The sequence below is a fragment of the Novosphingobium sp. genome (assembly GCF_032093395.1).
GTDB lineage: Bacteria > Pseudomonadota > Alphaproteobacteria > Sphingomonadales > Sphingomonadaceae > Novosphingobium.
Genome location: NZ_DAMDBA010000002.1, coordinates 71,867 through 92,877 on the forward strand (window position 1 = coordinate 71,867; position 21,011 = coordinate 92,877).

General features: G+C 65.9%; 19 protein-coding genes and 1 tRNA gene. 13 read left to right on the top strand and 7 right to left on the bottom strand.

The features are described from left to right. Positions 1-63 precede the first annotated feature (63 nt). On the bottom strand, positions 64-876 hold the full coding sequence (locus RT424_RS00930) for a ferredoxin--NADP reductase (protein WP_313433810.1): 813 nt from the start codon (positions 874-876) through the stop codon (positions 64-66). 408 nt (positions 877-1,284) lie between these two features. Between RT424_RS00930 and RT424_RS00935 the strand changes: the two genes are divergently transcribed. From RT424_RS00935 to RT424_RS00970, 8 genes are all read left to right on the top strand, one after another. Next, positions 1,285-1,506, top strand: coding sequence for a hypothetical protein (locus RT424_RS00935; protein WP_313433812.1), 222 nt, complete (start codon positions 1,285-1,287; stop codon positions 1,504-1,506). Positions 1,507-1,592: 86 nt separating this feature from the next. Continuing rightward, positions 1,593-2,129 carry an RNA polymerase sigma factor gene (locus RT424_RS00940; RefSeq protein WP_313433813.1) on the top strand — a complete coding sequence of 179 codons (537 nt, stop codon included), beginning with the start codon at positions 1,593-1,595 and terminating at the stop codon, positions 2,127-2,129. A 69-nt stretch (positions 2,130-2,198) separates the two neighbouring features. After that, positions 2,199-3,146 carry a FecR domain-containing protein gene (locus RT424_RS00945; RefSeq protein WP_313433815.1) on the top strand — a complete coding sequence of 316 codons (948 nt, stop codon included), beginning with the start codon at positions 2,199-2,201 and terminating at the stop codon, positions 3,144-3,146. Between the two features lie 41 nt (positions 3,147-3,187). Then, complete coding sequence (locus tag RT424_RS00950) at positions 3,188-5,584, top strand: TonB-dependent receptor domain-containing protein (protein ID WP_313433817.1); 2,397 nt, start codon at positions 3,188-3,190, stop codon at positions 5,582-5,584. 110 nt (positions 5,585-5,694) lie between these two features. Further along, on the top strand, positions 5,695-8,880 hold the full coding sequence (locus tag RT424_RS00955) for an autotransporter domain-containing protein (RefSeq protein ID WP_313433819.1): 3,186 nt from the start codon (positions 5,695-5,697) through the stop codon (positions 8,878-8,880). A 309-nt stretch (positions 8,881-9,189) separates the two neighbouring features. Further along, complete coding sequence (locus RT424_RS00960; protein ID WP_313433820.1) at positions 9,190-9,369, top strand: hypothetical protein; 180 nt, start codon at positions 9,190-9,192, stop codon at positions 9,367-9,369. Positions 9,370-9,452: 83 nt separating this feature from the next. Continuing rightward, positions 9,453-10,091 carry a glutathione S-transferase gene (locus RT424_RS00965; protein WP_313433821.1) on the top strand — a complete coding sequence of 213 codons (639 nt, stop codon included), beginning with the start codon at positions 9,453-9,455 and terminating at the stop codon, positions 10,089-10,091. 119 nt (positions 10,092-10,210) lie between these two features. Further along, positions 10,211-11,275: an AI-2E family transporter gene (locus tag RT424_RS00970; RefSeq protein WP_313433822.1), complete on the top strand. Its 1,065-nt coding sequence runs from the start codon at positions 10,211-10,213 to the stop codon at positions 11,273-11,275. A gap of 112 nt (positions 11,276-11,387) precedes the next feature. On the opposite strand, the gene RT424_RS00975 is transcribed toward RT424_RS00970, so the two are convergent. After that, positions 11,388-12,020 carry a DUF4198 domain-containing protein gene (locus tag RT424_RS00975; RefSeq protein ID WP_313433824.1) on the bottom strand — a complete coding sequence of 211 codons (633 nt, stop codon included), beginning with the start codon at positions 12,018-12,020 and terminating at the stop codon, positions 11,388-11,390. Positions 12,021-12,047: 27 nt separating this feature from the next. Further along, positions 12,048-14,243 (bottom strand): TonB-dependent siderophore receptor, encoded by a 2,196-nt coding sequence (locus RT424_RS00980; protein ID WP_313433826.1) that lies wholly within the window; start codon positions 14,241-14,243, stop codon positions 12,048-12,050. A 119-nt stretch (positions 14,244-14,362) separates the two neighbouring features. Here RT424_RS00980 and RT424_RS00985 point away from each other — a divergent pair, with 119 nt between their 5' ends. Then, positions 14,363-14,821 carry a ribonuclease inhibitor gene (locus RT424_RS00985; RefSeq protein WP_313433827.1) on the top strand — a complete coding sequence of 153 codons (459 nt, stop codon included), beginning with the start codon at positions 14,363-14,365 and terminating at the stop codon, positions 14,819-14,821. A 55-nt stretch (positions 14,822-14,876) separates the two neighbouring features. Here RT424_RS00985 and RT424_RS00990 read toward each other — a convergent pair. Further along, positions 14,877-14,966, bottom strand: a tRNA-Ser gene (locus RT424_RS00990). Between the two features lie 154 nt (positions 14,967-15,120). Between RT424_RS00990 and hspQ the strand changes: the two genes are divergently transcribed. Continuing rightward, positions 15,121-15,501, top strand: coding sequence for a heat shock protein HspQ (hspQ, locus tag RT424_RS00995; RefSeq protein ID WP_313433933.1), 381 nt, complete (start codon positions 15,121-15,123; stop codon positions 15,499-15,501). Between the two features lie 86 nt (positions 15,502-15,587). Here the strand turns inward: hspQ and RT424_RS01000 are convergent, their stop codons facing one another. Continuing rightward, entirely contained in the window at positions 15,588-16,478 is an 891-nt protein-coding gene (locus RT424_RS01000) for an ABC transporter permease (protein ID WP_313433828.1), read from the bottom strand. A 95-nt stretch (positions 16,479-16,573) separates the two neighbouring features. On the opposite strand from RT424_RS01000, the gene RT424_RS01005 reads away from it, so the two are divergent. The 3 genes from RT424_RS01005 (at position 16,574) to RT424_RS01015 (ending at position 18,715) form a co-directional block, all read left to right on the top strand. Further along, on the top strand, positions 16,574-17,275 hold the full coding sequence (locus RT424_RS01005; protein WP_313433830.1) for a GcrA family cell cycle regulator: 702 nt from the start codon (positions 16,574-16,576) through the stop codon (positions 17,273-17,275). Positions 17,276-17,279: 4 nt separating this feature from the next. Continuing rightward, a complete protein-coding gene (locus tag RT424_RS01010; RefSeq protein ID WP_313433831.1) occupies positions 17,280-18,029 on the top strand; it encodes a peptidylprolyl isomerase in 750 nt (249 codons plus the stop codon). Positions 18,030-18,367: 338 nt separating this feature from the next. Next, positions 18,368-18,715: a hypothetical protein gene (locus RT424_RS01015; RefSeq protein WP_313433832.1), complete on the top strand. Its 348-nt coding sequence runs from the start codon at positions 18,368-18,370 to the stop codon at positions 18,713-18,715. Positions 18,716-18,828: 113 nt separating this feature from the next. On the opposite strand, the gene RT424_RS01020 is transcribed toward RT424_RS01015, so the two are convergent. Beyond that, positions 18,829-19,503, bottom strand: a complete 675-nt coding sequence (locus RT424_RS01020; protein WP_313433834.1) for a flagellar hook capping FlgD N-terminal domain-containing protein — start codon at positions 19,501-19,503, stop codon at positions 18,829-18,831. 12 nt (positions 19,504-19,515) lie between these two features. After that, positions 19,516-20,910: a flagellar hook-length control protein FliK gene (locus tag RT424_RS01025; protein WP_313433836.1), complete on the bottom strand. Its 1,395-nt coding sequence runs from the start codon at positions 20,908-20,910 to the stop codon at positions 19,516-19,518. Between the last annotated feature and the right edge of the window lie 101 nt (positions 20,911-21,011).

The following is a 21,011-nucleotide window of genomic DNA, read 5'->3' on the forward strand; positions in this document are numbered from 1 at the left end:
CCGTAAAGTGTCACGCTCGATCATAGACCGAGCGTGAAACACACTGAACGGAGCCCTGCCCTCTTAACCGACGAACGCGCGTTCGATCACGAAATCGCCCGGCTTGGCGTTCGAACCTTCGGTGAAGCCCCAGGATTCGAGATCGGCCGAGAAGTCCTTGATCATGTCCATGGAGCCGCAGAGCATCACCCGGTCGGTTTCGGGATTGAAGCGCGCATCGCCCTTCAAGCCTTCGAACATGCGGCCGCTTTCGACCAGCGAGCCGATGCGGCCGGTGGTGTGGAACGGCTCGCGGGTGACGGTGGGCACATAGTGCAGCTGCACCAGCGCCTGCTCGGAAACCAGCGGATCCTCGGCCAGCTGGCTTTCCAGTTCCTCGCGGTAGGCCAGGTCGCTGACGCGGCGGACGCAGTGGACGACGATCACTTCGTCGTAGAGATCATAGACGTCCGGGTCGCGGATCAGCGACATGAACGGCGCCAGGCCGGTGCCGGTCGAGAGCATGAACAGGCGCTTGCCGGGCAGCAGCGCGTCGGTGACGAGCGTGCCGGTGGGCTTGCGGCCGAGATAGATCTGGTCGCCCGGCTGGACGAGCTGGAGGCGCGAGGTCAGCGGGCCGTCCTGTACCTTGATCGAGAGGAATTCGATTTCCTCGGCCCAGGAAGGGCTGGCGATCGAATAGGCGCGCAGCAGCGGGCGCTTCTCGCCCTGGAGGCCGAGCATGACGAATTCGCCCGAGCGGAAGCGGAACGAGGCCGGGCGCGACATCGTGAAGCTGAACAGGTGCTCGTTCCAGTGACGGACGGTGAGAACTTCCTCGACCGTCAGGGCGGCAGTGGGTTCAAGAGGGGCCAATACGGCCTGACCGTCGCTCATCAATTCATTCCTCGGGTGGTAAAGTGGTTAAGTCCACGGCTGGACCCAAACAGGCCGAGCGCCGCTTTCGCGCGCTGGCGGCGCATAGCAGATGCATTCGCAGGCGCAAGCGCCCGGTGCCGGAAGAGGCCGAAGGGGATCATGGCTTGAAGCGTCTGCCTAGTAGCGCGGCGCCGGCATCATGCAACGCAATTGCGTTTGCAGCGCCGAAAGCCTGGCTTGGCGAAAACCGCCGCATCAAGCACGGCTCGCTTTCGCGGTCGAATAGGGAAGCAGGCCGATTCATCATGGGCGACCTACTATTATTGATATCGAGTTTCAATAGCGATTGAAGGTGGCAAACTTACGCCTCGCCCTCGCCATTCAAGAAAATAGAACAAATACGACCAACTTATCCCAATTCCCGGAATGCCTGAAAGCGACGAAGAAAGGGGCACGCCCCGCAAACTTCTGAAAGTCACCGCCATGCCCCGCCTGCTCCAACCCTTTCACAACCGCGCCAACCGCCTTGCGGACATGGCCCAGCCCGTGATCCTCGCCATGGGAACGGCAGGCCTCACGGGTGGTGCCATGGCAGCCCTGGCGCTTGTCACGGACCGGGCGATCCATTCCCGCGCATCCGCGCGCTGAGGGATCGGATCACGGCTTTTGTTCTCCGCGTCAGAGGCTTCCCCCGAGAACGCGGACAGTCTATCTGTCCCCGCGCAAAAGCCACCATGCCTCCTGACGCGCCGCCTTTCCCTTCCCGATCGGGCCTTGAAGCGACTTTTCTCGAAAATCGGGACAAGCTGCTGCAATTCCTGCGCGCCCGCGGCGCCGGTGATGCCGCGGAAGACCTGGTGCAGGAGGTCTGGCTGAAGATATCACGCAGTACGCCGGGCCCCGTCGCTTCGCCCCTGTCGTATCTTTTTCGCACCGCCGACCTGTTGATGATCGACCGCTATCGCGCCTCGCGCCAAGCCGGTACGCGCGAGCGGGATTGGAACGAAGCCCATGCCGACGCGGCGGGCACGTCCCCCGAGCCGTCGGCCGAACGCCGCCTCTCGGCCGCGCAGGAGGCCGGGCGCGTGCTCTCGTTGCTGGACAGCCTCGGCCCGCGCGTATCCACGATCTTTCGCCGTCACCGGATCGACGGGATGGCGCAGAAACAGATAGCCGCCGAACTCAGCATCAGCCTCAGCACGGTGGAAAGCGACTTGCGCGTGGCCTACCGGGCGCTCGCCCAATGGAAAGAACGCAATGATGAGGGCTGACAGCGCAGAGGCTGGTTGCGGCAAGGCGCGGCCCGATCGTCTCCGTCTTCGCCGCAGAAGGAGCGCGCGATGAGTGATGACGACAGGATTCGAGCCGAAGCCCTCGATTGGGCGCTGGCCGTCGGCGACCCGGCCTTCGAGGATTGGGAAGGCTTCACGCGCTGGCTCGACCAGGATCCCGCCCATGCCCGGGCTTATGACCGCGTGGCCGCGGCCGTGGCGGAAGGTGCCGAGTTGATCGTCTCGACCGCACCCGCGAACGACGATGCCGCGCCTGCCGTCATGCCGCCGGCCGATAGCTCCCGCCGCCCGCGCCGCGCCTGGCTGGGTAGCGCCATCGCCGCCTCGCTCGTGCTGGCGGGAGGACTCTGGGCATGGCAGGCGGGAAGCCGCGATCTCTACCGGATCGAGACCGCGCCGGGCCAGGTTCGCACCGTGTCGCTGGACGCGCAGACCCGCGTGGACCTGGCGGGCGGCACCGCCATGGAGTTCGACCGCAAGGACGCGCGCTTCGCCAGACTGGAAAGCGGCCAGGCATTGTTCACCGTCCGGCACGACGAAGCCCGCCCGTTCCGCGTGACGGTGGGCAAGGACACGCTGCTGGACGTGGGAACCGTGTTCGACGTGCGCCATGACGGCGAGAATCTCCGCGTGGCGGTGGCGGAAGGGGCAGTGCGGTTCAATCCCGAAGCGCAGGATCTGCGGATCTCCCCCGGCGAATTGCTCGAACGCCGTGGCAGGACGGGGGACTATACCCTCGGCAGGATCGCGGCCGCCCAGGTGGGCGAATGGCGCGAGGGGCGGGTGACCTTCCAGGACACTCCGCTCGATGCCGTCGTCGCCGATCTGACCCGCGCCACCGGCGTGACTTATACCGTCGCGGCGGGCAGCGCGGACCGGAAGGTTTCCGGCTCGCTGCTGGTCGCGCCGCTGCGCGACGATCCGGCGGTGCTGGGCCCGCTGCTCGGCGTCCAGGTTCGCGCGGACGGTAAGCGCTGGATCGTCGGCGTGCCCTGAACGTGAAAGGCGCGGTCTGGCTTCTGGCGGCCGTCGCGGCCATGCCTTGTTCCGTCCTCGCCCGCGAGGCGGAAGTGATCACGCGCGCCGGTGCCGCCGGCGAGGCCGTCGTCGATCTGGCGAGGCAGACCGGTACCAGCATCGTCATCGCCGATCCTGCTGTGGCCCGGCGCACCATCCCCGCCATGCGCGGGCGCATGCCCGTGGCCGAGGCGCTCGCTCGCCTTGCGCGGGCCGCCGGAGCGCGGGCCGTGCCGGTCGGACGGTCGGCCTGGCGCCTTGAAGCGGCGAGCCCGCCGATGGCGGCCCAGCGCCCCGTTTCCGAGGCACACCGGCCTCCGGCCCCGCGCGCGCCCATCGAGACGCATGGCGAACCGATTTTCGTTCAGGCCACCAAGCGCGACCTTCGGGTGGAGGACGTTCCCGGCCAGCTTGCGATTCTCGATGGCAAGTCGCTGGAATCGGGCGGCGTGGGCGGCACCGAGAAGATCACGCGTCAGCTTGCAACGGTGTCTTCCACCCATCTCGGCAGCGGACGCAACAAGCTGTTCATTCGCGGCATCGCCGATTCCAGCTTCACCGGCCCGACCCAGGCCACCGTGGGCCAGTACCTGGGCGACATGCGCCTGACCTACAATGCCCCGGACCCGGACCTGCGCCTGTCCGACCTTGCCCGCGTGGAAGTGCTGGAGGGTCCGCAAGGCACGCTCTACGGCGCCGGATCGCTGGGCGGGATCATCCGCCTGGTGCCCAATGCCCCGGTCATGGGCGAGACCGGGGGCACGGTGATCCTCGGCGGCTCCATCACCCGCCATGGCGCCCCCGGCGCGGATGCCAGCGCTACGGCCAACCTTCCGATTGCAGGCGAGAGCGTGGCCCTGCGCGCCACTTTCGACAGCGCCACCTTCGGCGGCTACATCGACAAGCCCCTGCTCGGGCGCAGGAACGTGAACCGGTCCAACATGCTGGGCGGCAAGATCGCCCTGCGTGCCGAAGTCGCGCCGGACTGGACGATCGACGTGCTTGCCATCGCTCAGAGCACCGAGGCGGACGACAGCCAGTACGCCGACCGCAACGGCAAGCCCCTCGAAAGTTCGGCACGCGTTCCGGAGGGATCGAAGGCGGACTACACCCTCGGCCAGTTCGTCGTTTCCGGCCGCATCGGCGAGGTGAACCTGCGTTCCACGACGGGCCTGGTGGCGCAGGACTTGCGCGAGCACTACGACGCCAGCCAGTTTGGCAGTGACCCGCGCCTGTTCTCGCAGACGAACGACACCCGGATGATCGTGCACGAAACGCGGCTATGGCAAAGCGAACGCCACGGTTTCGGCTGGCTGCTCGGTGCCAGCTACACGCATAACCGCACGAGGCTGAACCGCGACTTCAGCAGCCCCGCCTTCGACATGCGCAAGGCGACGACGGGCGTGCGCAATACCATCGACGAGTTCACGGTCTACGGCGAGGCCAGCCTGCACCTCATGGGGCCGCTCACGGCCACCGGCGGCGGCCGTTTCACCCGCTCGCGGCTGGGCGGAGACGGTGAGGACATCGGCATGGCCATGGCCAGCCTCCTTTCCACGACCGGGGTCACGGCACGGCGGACGATGAGCCGGTTCCTGCCCTCGCTTGCGCTCAACGCGCGGTTCTCGCCGCAGGATTCGTTCTACTTGCGCTACCAGCAGGGTTTCCGCCCCGGCGGCTTCGCGATCGAGAGCAATGCGGTTCGCCGCTTCCAGAGCGATCGCACCGGCACGTTCGAGATCGGCGCCCGCCACGGCCGCGCCGGTGCCACGCCGTTCGACCTGGCGATGAGCCTGTCCTACACCCGCTGGCAGGATATCCAGGCCGATTTCATCGACGGCTCCGGGCTTCCCAGCACCGCCAATATCGGGGACGGCCAGGTCTGGTCCGCCAGCGTTTCGGCAGGCCTCCTGCTCGCGCCCGGCCTGCGCATGGAACTCGGCGCGACCTGGAACGAGAGCCGGGTGGACGAGCCCTCGGCGGCATTGGTGCAATATGTGCTGGCGCCGGTCGGGCTGGCTGCCGCCACGCTGTCGCGGGCGGACGCGCTGCGCTATGTCTCCGCTCGCGGCATGCAGGTGCCGAATATTGCCCGGTTTGCGGGTCATTCGGCGCTGTCCTGGACGCACGAGGTGCGCGGCGACTGGAGCGTGGGCGCCAATGCCTGGGCCAACTACATCGGCCGCTCGCGCCTCGGAATCGGCCCGGAACTGGGCGCGCCGCAAGGCGACTATTTCGACAGCGGCTTCGACGTGCGCCTGGGAACGGCGCAGCATGGTGTCACCTTGAGCGTCACCAACCTTGCCGACGTGCGCGGCAACCGCTTCTCGCTCGGCACCCCGTTCAGCACCGGCCGCGAGCAAGTGACCCCGCTGCGCCCCCGCACCCTGCGACTGGGGCTCGACGCGCGATTCTGACGGAACGCACGGCCACTCCGTAAACCTTCGTCACGCGAGCGATATTTTTTTCCAAGGCTGACGGCCAAGGGCTCCGTCTCAGGTCTCGATATCGACCTGAAGGGACGAAGATGCCTCGCTACCTGCTTGCCTCCACCGCGCTTCTCGCCATGGCGACCGCCGCTCATGCGGAGGACGTGACCACCAAGAAGACCACGCCGCTCCTCACCTCCACGATCAAGAACGGTGCGGCCGACGCGATCAACGTGACCAAGGACGGCTCGGTCGTCCTGACCGGCGGTACGGCGGTGACGATGGACAGCAACCACAACGTCGCCAATGCCGGCACCATAACGGTCGCCAATGCCAACGACGCGCGCGGCATCGTCGCCAATGCGGGTACCACCGGCGACATCGTCAACACCGGCACGATCACGCTGGACGAGCCCTATACCCCCACCGATGACGACAAGGACGGCGATCTCGACGGGCCCTTCGCGCTCGGTTCGAACAAGATCGGCATCCGCACCGAGGGCGACCACACCGGCAAGATCACCCACAGCGGCACGATCACCGTGGAAGGCAACGATTCCGCGGGGATCTCGCTGGGCGGCAAGCTCACCGGCAATTTCACCCATGACGGCAAGACCAGCGTTCTGGGCGACAACGCGATCGGCGTGAAGACCGGCCAGATCGACGGCAACGTCCGCCTTGCCGGCAGCGTCCAGGCGCAGGGCAAGAATGCGATCGGCGCCCAATTCGGCGGCGACGTCAACGGCGCCATGGTGGTGCAGGGCCAGATCGTCTCGACCGGCTACCGCTACCCCACCCCGCCCGCCGATCCCTCCAAGCTCGACGCCGACGATCTGCTCCAGGGCGGCTCGGCCATCGTCGTGGAAGGCAACGTCACGGGCGGCATCGTCCTGGCCGTCGCCCCCAAGGACAGCGATCCAAACAATGCCGACGAGGACGGCGACGGCATTCCCGATGCCACCGAAGGCGCCGCCAAGGTCGCGACTTACGGCAAGGCCCCGGCCATCGTGATCGGCTCGGCCTCCAGGGACATCGCCATCGGCCCGGTGGCGAGCACCGCCAGCAAGTTCGGCCTCCAGATCGACGGCACCGTGGAAAGCCACGGGCTCTACGCGGGCGTGGACGGCAACGGCGTGGCCATCGGCGGCCTCGGCGGCAAGGTGACGATCGCCAACGGCATCGGCATCGCGGGCGGCATCGCGGCAACGTCGAAGGACGCGGCGGCCACCGCCCTGCGCCTCGGCGCGGGCGCCAGCACCCCGCTGGTCCAGAACGCCGGCACCATCGCCGCCACCGGGGCGCAGGCCATCGCCGTTCGTATCGACGCGGGCGCCAGCCTGCCCACCTTGCGCAATTCGGGCACGATCAAGGCCGCCGCCGTCAACGAGAACGGCGCGGCCACGGCGATCAGCGACGCCAGCGGCACGCTGAACCTCATCGAGAACAGCGGCGCGATCTCGGCCACCGGCGCCAAGGCCGGCTCGGGCAAGAACATCGCCATCGACCTCTCGAATGCGGCCGGCGGCGTGACCGTGAAGCAAACCCAGGTCGGCGCGGGTTTCACCGCCCCTTCGATCGTGGGCGACATCCTGCTGGCAGGCGGCAACGACCTGGTGGACATCGCGGACGGCACCCTCACCGGCAACGTCCTGTTCGGCGGCGGCAACAACACTCTCGCCCTCTCCGGTGACGCGATCCAGACCGGCAACGTCACTTTCGGCGCCGGTTCGGACACGATGACGCTGGCCGGCACCTCGCGCTTCGTCGGCACGGCCGATTTCGGAGGCGGCGCCGATACCCTCACCCTCACCGGCACATCGGTGTTCTCGGGCGCGCTGGCGAATGCGGGCAACCTGGCGGTCAAAGTCACGGGCGGCATGCTCGACGTGAACCGGCCCGCCTCGATCGCCTCGCTCGACGTCGCCAAGGACGGCGTGCTGGCCGTGACGCTGAACAAGGCCCCCGGCCAGGGCTCTGCCTACACGGTCGCCGGCACCGCCTCCTTCGCGGACGGCGCCAAGCTTGCGATCAAGCTGGCCGACGTCTCGACGGCGGAAGGCAGTTATCAGGTGCTGACCGCAGGCTCGATCCAGGGCCGTGACAAGCTCAAGGCCGCGACCGAACTAGTGCCCTTCATGTTCAAGGCCACGCTCAACGATCAGGCAGCTGCCAACACCGTCGTCGTGGACGTGGCCCGCCGCACGGTGGCCGAACTGGGGCTCAACCGCTCGCAGGCGACCGCCTATAACGCCATCTTCGCCGCACTCGGCCAGGACGAGAAGATCGAGGACGTGTTCCTGGGCATCGCCGACGGCGACCGCTTCCGCCAGGCCGTGGGGCAGATGCTGCCCGATCATGCGGGCGGCTCGTTCGAAGGCCTCAGCCTCGGCACGCGCACCGTCGCGCGCCAGTTGATGGAGCCGATGAACCCGGTTTGGGGCGAAAGCCGGTTCAGCACGACCCTGAACCTGTCGTTCTGGGGCAGCGACAAGAAGAGCGGCGCCAGCGCAGCCTATAACCTCCAGGGCTACGCCATGTCGCTCGGCGCCGAATACCTCACCGCCATCGGCCGGTTCGGCGGCACCTTCTCGTACTTGTGGAACCGCCATACCAGTGGCGGCGCCAGCGAGATCAAGTCGAACTCCTTCGAACTCGCCGGCCACTGGCGCGGCCAGTTCGGCGCGGTGCAGGGCTTCGGCCGCGCCTCGATCGGTCGCTCCAACTTCGACAGCGAGCGCCAGTTCCTCGGCGCGATCGGCACGGAGAACGTCAGCCGCACGATCAAGGGCAAGTGGGACGGCACCTTCGTGACGGCTTCGGGCGGCGCTTCGTGGGAGGGCGGCGGCAGCCACTTCTTCTACCGCCCCGCCGTCACCGTGGACTACGTGCGCCTGAAGGAAGACGGCTATGGCGAGACCGGCGGCGGCAAGGCGCTCGACCTCACGGTCGCTTCGCGCACCAGCGACGAGCTGGGCGTGAACGGCGGCGTCACGCTGGGCATCGACTTCATGGGCATGCAGCGCCGCGACGAGAACTGGTTCCGTGTCGAAACCGAAGGCGGCTGGCGCGAGATCGTCAGTGGCGGCCTCGGTGCCACCACCGCGCATTTCGCGGGCGGCCAGAACTTCACGCTCGACGGCGACGAAGCAACCAGCGGCTGGTTCGCGCGCCTGCGTGCCATCGGCGGCACCCTGGGCCTGACCATGGGCGGCGAACTCTCGGCCGAAGATCGCCACGGCCACGTCAATCTGGCGCTGCGTGGGTCGGTGACCATCGGCTGGTGATTGGCGGCTGGTAAACCGGCTCTTCGAGAAAGGCTGGAAAAGCCACCGGCTACGGCGCCCCAGCCGGGCCGGTTGCCGCAGAGAGAGCGTCACCCCCACCCAACCCCTGCGCTCCCCGGCGCAAGGCGCTCCTTCCGCCCGGCCTCCGGCCCCGATCGTCTCCTGGCGATCGGGGCCGGACCCTTTTGACAGACCCTAACCGCGCGATCCGGCTCTTCCGGGCACTACTGAGCACAGGAGCCATTTCCCGTTTCGCGCGCTCTCCTATCGTCACGGTCGTTCAAGACCGGCAACCGCAGGAGAGAAGACATGAGCATCAAGGGTCAAGCAAAGGAAGCCGCCGGCTACGTGAAGGAAGAAGCCTTCGAGCACGGCACCTCGCCGGAGGCCAAGCAGAAGGCCCAGGAAGGCCGCGATCTTCGCAACGAGGGCCGCGTCGAGGATGGCAAGGCGCCGAAGACCAGCGCACCGGGCACCGACAAGCCCTGAACCGCATAGGCTTCAAGGCCTAGATGGGCGGCCGGGAAGGTTCCTCGATGGAGCTTCCCGGCCGCTCTTGCGTTCAATCCCCCATGATCACCGTCCATCACCTCGAAAACTCGCGCTCCCAACGTGTGCTCTGGCTGCTGGAGGAATTGCAGCTGCCCTACCGGGTGCAACGCTACCAACGGGACGAGCGGACCATGCTGGCCCCGCCCCAGTTGCGCAAAGTCCACCCGCTCGGCAAATCGCCGGTCATCGTCGATGAAACCGATGGGGCATCGCCGCGCACGATCGCTGAGACCGGCGCCATCGTCGAGTACCTCACCGAGCAGGCAGGCGGCAGGCTGGGTACCCCGGCCGGGCGCGAGGACGCCCTGCGCTATCGGCATTTCCTGCACTATGCCGAGGGATCGCTGATGCCGCCCCTGCTCGTGAAGCTGGTGCTGGGGCAGGTTCCGATCTTCGGCCGGATGGCGCAGAAGCGGCTGCAACCGATGATCGACGTCCATCTCGACTATGTCGAACAGGAACTTGCGCGCCGGGAATGGTTCGCCGGCGGGAGCTTCACAGCCGCCGACGTCATGATGAGCTTCCCGCTCGAAGCCGCCCATAGCCGCGCCGGGCTGGACGGGTCGCGCCCGGCGACGATGCGCTGGCTGGACCGGATTCACGCGCGCCCCGCCTACCAGGCCGCGCTGGCCAGCGGCGGACCGTATAAATACGCCTGATCCGACGAAGCGCCCGCTATTCCGCCGATGGCCGAATTGACAGCCGGCGACCGACCGGAGCAAAGCGGTACCCGGCGCGTTTCGATGCGTGACGATTTCGACAGGGGCAATTTTCAGATATGACCATCAACCGGGCGCGGGTCGAGAACGGGGGCCTGATCCTCTTTCTGGCCGCCATCACCATCGCTCTGATCCTGGTGGTGTCGAGCTTCCTTGGCGCGCTGTTGTGGGCGGCACTGGCCGCGCTGCTGTTTCAGCCGCTGTTCCAGCGCTTCCTCGCCCGCTGGCCCGATCGGCGCAACCTTGCCGCAGCGCTGACGCTGCTGGTGATCGCGGTGGCGGTCGTGATTCCGGCGCTGGTCGTGACCAGCCTGGTCGTGGAGCAGGCGGCCGGGGTCTATGCCCAGATGCGCGATGGCCAGATCGACTTCGCCAGGTACTTCCAGCAGGTTCATGACGCCCTGCCCCTGCGCCTCCAGAACATGCTCGACGGGTTCGGTTTCAATTCCTTCGAACGCGCCCAGGCCCGGATCAGCGAAGCGGTGAGCAACAGCGTCAGCGTGATCGCCAGCCGCGCCCTCGCCATCGGCGCCAATGCGGCGGCGTTCCTGCTCGCCTTCGGCGTCGGCCTTTACGTCACCTACTTCCTGCTGCGCGACGGCGAGCGGATCGGCCCGGCCATCGTCCGTGCGCTACCTCTGGAGCAGGGCGTGGCCAAGCGCCTGGCGGAACGTTTCGTGACGGTGGTACGGGCGACGATCAAGGGCAGCGGCCTCGTCGCACTCGCGCAGGGCGCGCTGGGCGCGGTCACCTTCTCGATCGTGGGCCTTCCGGCGGCATTGCTCTGGGGCATGCTCATGGCGATCGCGGCCCTGCTGCCCGCCATCGGACCCGCCATCATCTGGGGGCCCGTCGCCATCTACCTGCTGGCGACCGGCGCGATCTGGCAGGCGGCGGTGGTGGTCGGATCGGGCGTGCTGGTGATCGGCCTGGCCGACAACGTGCTGCGCCCGATGCTGGTCGGGCGCGACACCGGCATTCCCGACTGGCTGGTGCTGGTGACGACACTGGGCGGGATCGAACTGATGGGCCTTAGCGGCATCGTCGTCGGGCCGCTGGCGGGCGCCCTGTTCATGACCGGCTGGAAGATCATGACCGAAGAACGCGTCGGCCACGCGATTTAGGAGCAAGAGTCCGTTTGAAAAATGCCCGAGGGGCATTTTCGATGCGGCACCGGCCCGCTCTAAAACGTCGCGGCGGGCCGACCCGCCGCGACGCCTGCATTTCCGCTCCGGCTCAGTCCACCACGAAGCTGGTGGTGGCGATGCGGTGCAGCACGGCCACCTTGCCAACTGAAGTATCGAACGCGCCCTCGTCCTTCTGCGAGGCGGTCAGCAGATAGCGCCCCTTGCCCAGCATCGGCACCGTGACGGCACCCTTGGCATCGGTCTTGATCGACTTCGTCCACTTGTCGGGCGAGATCACCGTAACGGCCGCATCGGCCACCGGCTTGCCGTCGCGCACGACCACGAAGCTGTCTCCACCCGCACGAACGGGAGCGATCTCGAACGGCATGACCGCGCGCGCATCGGCGCGGCCGGCACGCGCGTAATAGGCCACCGCTTCCTTCTTGCCTTCTTCGCCCCAAGGCTGGAACACGCTGTCGTCATGGGCGCGGACGTCGCCCGCCGGCACCGCAACCTCGAGGTAGCCCGCCTTGCGCGCCATCGCCGCCGTGCTGGCGGGAACCAGCTTCGGCGCCTTGAGGTGATCGAACTCCGGATCCCCGCCGGCGGGCAGCGGTTCCGCCGGTTCGCCCAGATAGATCCGGGCAGGACCAGTGCCGTCGCGCTCGATCCAGACTTCGTGGGCCTGCGCGGCCGGGGCCAGAACGGCCAGCAGCAACGGGGCCAGATATAGTGCCTTCATGTCATCCTCCTGTTTGACGAGCGGAACTCAAGGGTAGGCGAAACGGAGCGTGGCGAACACCGTGCGCGGCGTGCCGAAGTAATTGCCGCGACCGGTGGACGAGATACGCGCGTAGTAGGTCTTGTCGAGCAGGTTGTTGACGTTGACCGAGAGCGAGATCTTCTCGTCGAACTCGTAGCCCGCGCGCAAGTCCACCACGGCATAAGCGCCCTGGCGAACGATGGAGGAACGCGTCACCAACGTCCCCGCCGCGTTGAAGACTGCCGGGTTGCCGCCATAAGTCGAACTGAACCAGGTCAGTCCGCCGCCCACGCTGAAACCTGCCAGAGCGCCTTCCGGAGCCTTGTAGTTGGTGAAGACCTTGATCGAGTGCTTCGGAATGATCGGCACCAGCGGCAGCCCTTCGAACTGCGCATTGGCATCTTCCAGATATTTGGTGCGCGTGAAGCTGTAGCCGCCGTTGATGCGCCAGCCGGGCAGGATCTCGCCCGCCGCCTCGGCCTCGAAGCCCCGCGCGCGCACCTTGCCGATCTGGAGCACGACAGTGGCGTCGTCGGGATCGTTGAACAGGCGATTGGTCTGCTCGATCTGGTATGCCGCCGCGCTCAGCAGCAGGCGATCGTCCATCAGCGAGAGCTTGGTTCCCACCTCGTACTGGGCGCCGAGCAGGGGTTCGATCTGCTTGCCATCGGGACGGCTGCGACCAGCAGGAGCTGCCTGGGGACTGAAGCTGTCGGCATAGGAGGCGTAGAGATTCCAGTCGCGCGTCACATCCCAGACCAGCCCGGCGTAAGGCGTGAACCGCGCCTCGATCGAATATCCGCCTTTCTTGCCGAGCACCGGAAGCAAGGTCTGGGTATCGGTATCCCACCAGGTCAGGCGCCCACCGCCGATCGCGGTCAGGCCCTCCACCGGGTTGAAGCGGAGCTGACCGTAGGCGCCGAATTGCGCGACGCGCGTGTCGCTGCCGCCGTAGTTCTGAGTCGCGGTCTGGCCCGGCGTTCCGCCCTGCACCGGGTAAGGCGGCAGCGGCCCATAGGGATCGAGCGGCGGCTCCAGCGGCGAGACGGGATTGTAGACGTCGATCTTCGCGTAGTTGGAAAGACGCGTGTAGTACGACTGATAGGAACTGTCCTGGTAATCGACGCCCAGGATCAGCGTATGATCGCGCCCGAACGCAGGGAAGCTGCCGACGGCGTTGAAGTCGAACGAATGCGATTTCATGAAGCTGTCGCCGCGATAGGCGATGTGGTTCGTCAGCCCGTTGGTCGCGGTGATCGGCTGGTTGCCGATGTAGCTGTAGATATCGACACGCTCGACGTCGGTGTACAACCCGCTCGCCCGGATCGTCCATCGATCGCTGATCTCGTGCGTCACGTCCGCGAAGACCGACCAGATATCGGACCGGAAGCGATTCCAGTCGGCACCAAGGTAGGTTGAACGCGGAATATCCAGCAGTTGCCCGTCGCTGCCGTCGAGCCCACCGATGATGCCGGGCAGACCCGACTGGATCGCCGGCTTGAAGCGATCGTAGGTAGCACCGAAGGTGAACGTCGTGCGCTCGCCGATGTCGACCTTGCCGACGCCGAACAGGCTGAGACGATTTCGATGCGCCACGTCGAAGAACTGGTCCTGGTCCTGCACCATGGCCCCTGCCCGCACCGCCACGCCCTTGGCGATCGGCGCGGAGATATCCAGTTCGCCGCGGAAGTTCTGATAGCTGCCGTAGCCAAGCGAACCCTGGAGCTTCAGTTCCTCCAGCGGTCGCTTGCGGACGAGGTTGATGCTGCCGGCGGGATTACCCGACCCGCTGAACAGCCCCGCAGGTCCGCGCAGCACTTCCAGGCGATCGTAGGAAAACAGGTCCGGCACCACTGCTGGGAAACCGAAAGACAGTGTCGGCGTGCCGTCGATCAGGTAATTGCTGATCGCGAAACCGCGCGACATGTAGGAAGGATCCTCGCTGCCCACGCCGGTTACGGTGATGCCCGGTGTCGCCGTAAGCGCGTCTTCGAGCGTGAACAGGTTCTGTGCCTGGATCTGCTCACGATCGACCAGCGTGACGGTGTTCGGAATATCCTTCAGCGGCGTCACCGTCTTTCCGACTTCCTCGCCGTAGCTCTTGCCGACGACGACGATTTCGGGACCGCGCTCGCCTGCCGCCTCTGCCTCTTCCGCCATCGCATAAGTCGGGCACAAGCAAAGCACGGCCACGCCAGCCATGCCGGCGCTATTCAAAAGTCTGGTTTTCAAGATGTCGCTCCCTGATTCGCCGGAGCCGATACCGCATAATGCTATCGCAAGTCACTCTCATTAACTCGCGGCACGTAACTTCTTCGCGGGTGGCGCACCTTTTCCCTGCCGAGACATGTTACGAGGAGCACGGAAGCAAAACGGAAGAGCCGATGGAACAGCGACAATTCGAGATCGAGGGAAGCCGGATCGCCGACATTCCCTCGTTCTACGCTGAGATCAACAGGCTGCTCATGGCAGATGAAAGCTGGCAACTCGCCGAAAGCCTCGACGCTCTGAACGACGTCCGCTACGGCGGCTACGGCGCGATCCAGGGTAGAGAACCGGTTCGCATAGTCTGGAAAGACATGTCCGCCACGAAATCCGCCCTGGGCCGCCCTGCAACATCGGCCTTCCTGAAAGCCAGACTTGCCACGAGAACGATGTTCAACGGCAGACCGATCGTCGATCAACTTGCTGCGTTCGAAAATGGAGAAGGGGCCACCTACTTCGACGTCATCATGGAAGTGTTTTCAGAACACCCCAACATCGAGATCGTACCGGCATGACCCGCAGGAATGCCACCTGACTGTTGGCGATAGCGATCGTAGACGATCAAGCTCTTGGCGGAGAGGGTGGGATTCGAACCCACGGTACGGTTGCCCGTACACTGCATTTCGAGTGCAGCGCATTCGACCACTCTGCCACCTCTCCGCTAGAGATGCGATAGCGACGGAAGGTCTCCGTCGGGTCGGGAAGCGCGCCGATAGCCCGGCTTGTGGGACTTGCCAACCCCCTCTTTTCAAAAAATGGGGATTGTCCACAAGGCTCGCTTGTGGGCACCTCGCAGGAAACCTATATTTCCAACATGAACAAGGCGTCTTTTTTTTCCCCGGCGGCCGGTCGCGTCATCGATGCACCGCTTGAAACACGCGCTCGATTCGGGATTGGGGATGTCGTTCGCCATCGAAACCATGACTTTCGGGGCGTGGTGTTCGACATCGATCCCGTGTTTGCCAATAGTGAGGAATGGTACGAATCCATCCCGCTCAACGTTCGGCCCAGGCGCGATCAGCCGTTCTATCACCTCCTCGCCGAAAACGAGGATTCCAGTTACGTGGCCTATGTAAGCCAGCAGAACCTCATGGCTGATGCCGAGGGCGGCCCGGTCGACCATCCTTCGCTTTCGCAGATTTTCGACGATTTCGACGATGGTCGCTATCATCTGCGGCGCGGCCTGACACACTGAAATAGCGGATTTACTTCGGCCCAAATGCCGGAAAACCCCGGTCGGATGATCCGTCGGGGGTTTTCCGGTGCCGCCTGGCGTAAGGGTCAGCCCTTGAGCTTCCAGCCCGTTCGCAGGATCATGTAGACGATGCCGGCAAGCACGAGGTCCAGCAGGCCCATTCCCAGGGCGCTATGCAGCACCGCCATGTTGGTATCGCCGATGTCGCTTACGCCCAGGAAGCCGAAGCGGAAGCCTGAAATCACATAGAAGAACGGGTTCAGGCGGCTGATCACCTGGAAAGCCGGCGCGAGGTTGTCGATCACATAGAACGTGCCCGATAGCAGCGAGAGCGGCGCGATCACGAAATTGGTGACGGCGGCGTTGTGATCGAACTTTTCGGCCCAGATCGAGGAAAGCAGGCCGAGCAGGGAAAGGAAGATCGAGCCGGTCAGGCCGAACCACACCACGGCCCAGGGGTGGGCCATCGACAGGTTCACGTCGGGCCACAGCAGCATTGCCGCCGTCAGCGCGAGGCCGACGAAGACCGCGCGAGTGACTGCCGCGCCCGTCATCGCCAGCATGAGTTCGCCTTCGCTCAGCGGCGGCATCAGATAGTCGATGATCGTACCCTGGATCTTGCCGGCCAGGAAAGAGAAGCTGGCATTGGCGAAGGCGTTCTGCATCATGCCCATGACGATCAGGCCCGGCGCCACGAAAGTCGCGAAATTCACGCCGAGCACTTCGCGGCCGCCGCGCCCGAGCGCCACGGTGAAGATCACCAGGAACAGCAGGGTGGTGATCGCGGGTGCCCAGATCGTCTGGGTCTGGACCTTGAAGAAGCGCCTGACCTCCTTCATATAAAGGGTCTTGAGCCCCTCCCAGTTCACCTGGTGGATCAGGGGTTCTCCCTTAGCCGGGAACTGGCGGGCCGAAATCGCGCCGGGAGCGATCCCGTCGGAAGACGGCAGTTCGGTCGAATTCGTTTGATCGGGCATGGACCGGCGAGTATCGGCTGCGGCTTTCCAAGGCAAGCCGCGCCACGGAATTTAGGGGCGATTCTCATGTCGTCCGGTAACGAGATGGAACACGAATGAGCTGGACGGACGAGCGGATCGAGAAGCTGACCAAGATGTGGGAGGGCGGTGCCACCGCCAGCCAGATCGCGGACGAGCTTGGCGGCGTCAGCCGCAATGCAGTGATCGGCAAGGCGCATCGCCTGGGCCTCAAGGCTCGCCCTTCCCCGGTCAAGGCGAACGAAAAGCCTGCGCGCCCCGCACCCGCGCCCAAGAAGCCCAAGCCGGTGGAAGCCGCGCCTGCCGCGCCGGCACCCAAGGCGGAAGCTCCGGTGGTGCGGGCCGCGCCGCCCCCCGCCGCCGCGCCTGCACCGCGCGCGCCCGAGCCTGCCGCTCCGGCTGTCGCGGCCGACGATGCCGCGCCGCCTGTCACGCCCCGTGGTCCGCGCGTGGTTTCGGTCGGCCCCGGCGGCTTCCTGCGCCAGGGCCCCGGCGATCAGCAGCAGCCGATCCCGCCCGCGCCGCCGCGCCGCCTGGTTCCGGCCAAGCCGAGCGCAGAGATCGCCGACAAGACCAGCCTGCTCGATCTGAACGATCGCGTCTGCCGCTGGCCGATGGGCCATCCCGGCGAACCCGACTTCCACTTCTGCGGAGACAAGGTGAACCCCGGGTTCCCTTATTGCGTCGAGCATTGCGGCCGGGCCTATCAGGCCCAGCTGCCGCGCGGCGCCCGCCGTCCTCCTCCGCCGCTGCCGTTCGGCGGCCCGCGGGTTCGCTGATCCCATGAACAAGGCGCGGCGCAAGGTTCCGGCAATCCGGCTCCTGGCCGCGCCACTTGTTCTTGCTTTTTCGGCAGCTGTCCCGGCATTGGCCCAAGACAGCCCGCCTGCTTCTTCGGCAACGGCTCCTCCGGCACCCGCCTCGCCCGCTCCGGCCGTGGCGACGTCTCCGGTCGAGCACGTCTATGTGGCGCTGACCACCAGCGCGGGCGTCATCGTGCTGGATCTCGACAAGACCCACGCTCCGCTGACGGTCGCCAACTTCCTCAAGTACGTGGACGGCAAGCGCTTCGACGGCGCGAACTTCTACCGCGCGATGCACCTTGATTGGGGCGATCAACCGAACGGGCTGCTCCAGGGCGGTCTCCAGGGCGTGAACGTCCTGCCGCCGGTAGCCCATGAGCCAACCAGCGCGACCGGCATCAGCCACAAGGCCGGAACGATCTCGATGGCACGCTTCGCACCGGGTAGCGCCACGGCCGACTTCACCATCATGCTGGGCGACATCCCCTCGCTGGATGCCAAGCCCGATTCCGACAACCCGGACCTCAAGGCAGGCTTTGCCGCTTTCGGCCATGTCGTCTCCGGGATGGACGTGGTGCGCAAGATCTGGGACGAGCCACGTTCCCCCACCAAGGGCGACGGCGTGATGAAGGGCCAGATGCTGGATCCGATGGTGAAGATCGTCAGCGCTCGCCGGATGGCCGCACCGCCGCGCCCCGCTCCGCCGGCTCCAACTCCGATCGCACGCTGAGGGCCCGGCCTTCCTGACCGAGGCGGTTTCGGGCTCCCCTTACCAAGAGTTCATCCCTGGGCGAGCGTTAGCAGCCGGGCGCAACCGGCTTTCCAGCAGGGTTGAGGCAATTCGATTATCTTGTAATTTCAACGTCGCACTTGACGCCTATTTCCTTCCCAGTCCTCCCTAGGGGCGGCGGTAAGAGAAGATTTACTATGTTTCCGATGGAATAAGGGAAATCCCTTAGTTGGTCCTGCTGACTCGGCCAGCCATTGCTTTTGCAGGGGTTGCGTAATTACCTCTCAGGTCCGGGGGCACGGACTGTATATTCGGTTCGATGTACTATTGAGAGTGCGATGATAGAAAATTTACCTTTCAATTGCGCCGGCGAAGCCGGTCCCAATGTCGTTTCGCACGAAGAATTCTGGTTTTCGCTGAAGGTAAGGGTCGATTCCACGGCCCAGCTTTGGCAGGCCGCCGCGCTTCGCTGCATGAGCCATTCGGACATGTCCTATGAAGACGTGGACGAATTGATCGGTCCCATCGACGATCCGTCGATCGCGGACTGCCTGATGATCCTGGCCTTGCCGGATCGGATACCCGGCTGCACGCGCCTGGACGTGGCCCTTCAGGCCTCGGAAAGCCCGGGCCTGGTGACCATGACCGGCAGCAACGACTGTCGCAGCACGGTGGGCCTTTCCTGAACGAAGTTCGCCCCTGAACCGCGATGGCGGTTCAGGGGCGAACTTTATCCGGATCGCAAGCAGGCCGTTCATCCCGGCCCGATGTGATCACCCGGCCGGGAAGAACGTGGACCTCAATCGTCGGTATTGGTGCCGGCCGCAGCGATGGCGACAAGGCCGGAGGCCGACATGCGGATGCCGTTCACGCCGAGCATGATGTTGGTCCCGTCGGTCACCACGTCGCTGACGACCGCGACCGAATTGATCGTGGTGTCCAGCTTGTCGCCGGCGGTATTGGTGGCCTCTACCGAAAGCGTATAGGCGCCGTTTTCCGCCTTCGTGCCGTCCGCCTTGGTGCCGTCCCACTTGTAGGTGCCCTGGCTGGCCGGATCGAGCTTGACGGTGTTCACCACCTTGCCGGCGGAATCCTTGATCGTGGCCGTGAGCGCGGACGGCGTTCCGTCGACGTAGTAGGTCCACTGGGCCGGAGCATCGCCCAGGCCTGCCACCGGCGAGTCGAAGCGCGCCTCGCGGCCGATATAGTTCGAAGCGGCCGACATCTGCTGCGATGCCAGCTGGCCCAGGATGTCGCCCAGCTTGCCGGTCTGCTGGATCGACTGTTCTACCTGCGAATACTGCACGAGCTGCTGGGTATATTCGGAAGTGTCCATGGGATCGAGCGGATCCTGATGCGTCATCTGCGTCGTCAGCAGCTTGAGGAACAGGTTGTAGTCGGCCAGCAGGCCCGAAGTGGATGCCGCGGTCTTGTCGGTCGTCGCCGTGGACGAAGTGCCTGAAACGGTTGTCATTGTGCTACTGCCTTATGCCATGAGATCGACATGGCCGCTGCTGCGCAGGGGCCGATAGATCGGGTCGTCGCTCCCGCCGAAGCCGTCTGAAAGGCCGCCGCCCTGGGACTGGTGTCCGGCCTGGTGCTGGCCTTGCTGGTCGCCCTGCCAGCGCCCGCCGCCCTGCCCGCCTGACCGGCTGTCGAAGCGCAGGGACTGGCCGTCGGAACGGACCCCGGCATCGGCCAGGGCGCGGCCCAGATCCGTGCTTTCCCGGCGCAGCATATCCAGCGAGGACGCGCTGTCGGCCGAGACGATCGCACGCAGGACGCCGTCGTGATCGAAGGAAAGCCGCACGTCGATCCTGCCCATGTGACGCGGGTCGAGGCGGATAAGCAGATCGTCGCTGCCCTTGTCGAGGGCGCGGGCGATCTCGACGCCGATGTCGTTGCCGAACTGTCCCTGCTGCACGGAAACCGTGGCGCTCTGCGCAGCGGTCTGCGGCGCCGGTGCGTAAGGCAGCGCGGCCGGACGGCTGGCCGTGCCTGTCAGCGTCTGGGTGAACAGGGGCGTGGACAGGCTGGTGTCGGTCGAAGAAGGGGCCTGATCCGGTGCAGCTTCGGCCGCACCGGCAGCGGTGGCTATCGTCCCCTGGCTGCGCGGGGCCGACGCCTCCGGTACGGCCTTTTCGAAGGCGATTGCCGCGGTACCGGCCTTCGCGGATTTGGCCGAAACCTTGCCGGCGCCCTCGCTCTTGTCCTTGGCGGCATCGCCAGCAACACCATCGTCAGCGACGTTCACGGCCTGCTGACCGACCGCGAGTTGCGGTTGCAACGAAGCGGCGGGCGCTGTCTGTGCGGTTTGCGGCACCTGCACCTGAAGGACCGGAACGATATCCGCAGCATCCGCCTCACCGTGTTTGGCGGCGGGAGCATCGGCATCGTCCGAAGCCTCATCCACGGCGATGGCCTGGGTTTCTCCCCCGGCATCGGCGCTTTCAGGCGAGGCGGCCTGTTTGACGAGTTCCGACAGGAGCGGTTGCCTTGCGGCGACCTGGGGCTTGATATGCTCGGCAACCGGCGCCTTGTCGGAGCTGCCCGCGTTCTCACTCGGGGCAGCAGATTGGTCCTTGCCCACCGGCTTTGCATCGGCAGCAGGGGTCTCTGGCAGCGCGGGCTCCGCCGCGACCTGCGGCAGTGGGGCCATCTCGCCCGTCAGGGTGTCGGCGGCGGTTGCCGGCATGACGGCCGGATCGGAAGCTGCCGCCTGCTCCGGGGCCGTCGAGCCTGCCGGGACGGCGGTCTTCGTCGGCGCCAGCCGGGCCGCGCCGAGCAGCGACTGGAACGATCCCGCAGCCGCGTTCACGCCTTTCAGGGCACCGGCCAGGCTGTCGGCCGCCGACGTGGGGCCGACAGCAGCAGCGGCCATCGGAAACAGGGAATTCACCGAAACCGGCATTGCAAGACGTCTCCCGGCCGACGAACAGCGGCCATCATGTCATCATAGAAGGATTGCGACCCAGCCGGTCG

Coding starts and splice junctions, on each gene's coding strand:
- RT424_RS01000 (WP_313433828.1), bottom strand. CDS start 16,478: ATGCCCGATCAAACGAATTCGACCGAACTGCCGTCTTCCGACGGGATC.
- RT424_RS00980 (WP_313433826.1), bottom strand. CDS start 14,243: ATGGCTGGCGTGGCCGTGCTTTGCTTGTGCCCGACTTATGCGATGGCG.
- RT424_RS00970 (WP_313433822.1), top strand. CDS start 10,211: ATGACCATCAACCGGGCGCGGGTCGAGAACGGGGGCCTGATCCTCTTT.
- RT424_RS00955 (WP_313433819.1), top strand. CDS start 5,695: ATGCCTCGCTACCTGCTTGCCTCCACCGCGCTTCTCGCCATGGCGACC.
- RT424_RS01020 (WP_313433834.1), bottom strand. CDS start 19,503: ATGACAACCGTTTCAGGCACTTCGTCCACGGCGACGACCGACAAGACC.
- RT424_RS00930 (WP_313433810.1), bottom strand. CDS start 876: ATGAGCGACGGTCAGGCCGTATTGGCCCCTCTTGAACCCACTGCCGCC.
- RT424_RS00935 (WP_313433812.1), top strand. CDS start 1,285: ATGCCTGAAAGCGACGAAGAAAGGGGCACGCCCCGCAAACTTCTGAAA.
- RT424_RS00950 (WP_313433817.1), top strand. CDS start 3,188: ATGCCTTGTTCCGTCCTCGCCCGCGAGGCGGAAGTGATCACGCGCGCC.
- RT424_RS01025 (WP_313433836.1), bottom strand. CDS start 20,910: ATGGCCGCTGCTGCTGTCGGCCCCACGTCGGCGGCCGACAGCCTGGCC.
- hspQ (WP_313433933.1), top strand. CDS start 15,121: ATGAACAAGGCGTCTTTTTTTTCCCCGGCGGCCGGTCGCGTCATCGAT.
- RT424_RS00945 (WP_313433815.1), top strand. CDS start 2,199: ATGAGTGATGACGACAGGATTCGAGCCGAAGCCCTCGATTGGGCGCTG.
- RT424_RS00960 (WP_313433820.1), top strand. CDS start 9,190: ATGAGCATCAAGGGTCAAGCAAAGGAAGCCGCCGGCTACGTGAAGGAA.
- RT424_RS00940 (WP_313433813.1), top strand. CDS start 1,593: ATGCCTCCTGACGCGCCGCCTTTCCCTTCCCGATCGGGCCTTGAAGCG.
- RT424_RS00975 (WP_313433824.1), bottom strand. CDS start 12,020: ATGAAGGCACTATATCTGGCCCCGTTGCTGCTGGCCGTTCTGGCCCCG.
- RT424_RS01005 (WP_313433830.1), top strand. CDS start 16,574: ATGAGCTGGACGGACGAGCGGATCGAGAAGCTGACCAAGATGTGGGAG.
- RT424_RS01010 (WP_313433831.1), top strand. CDS start 17,280: ATGAACAAGGCGCGGCGCAAGGTTCCGGCAATCCGGCTCCTGGCCGCG.
- RT424_RS00965 (WP_313433821.1), top strand. CDS start 9,453: ATGATCACCGTCCATCACCTCGAAAACTCGCGCTCCCAACGTGTGCTC.
- RT424_RS01015 (WP_313433832.1), top strand. CDS start 18,368: ATGATAGAAAATTTACCTTTCAATTGCGCCGGCGAAGCCGGTCCCAAT.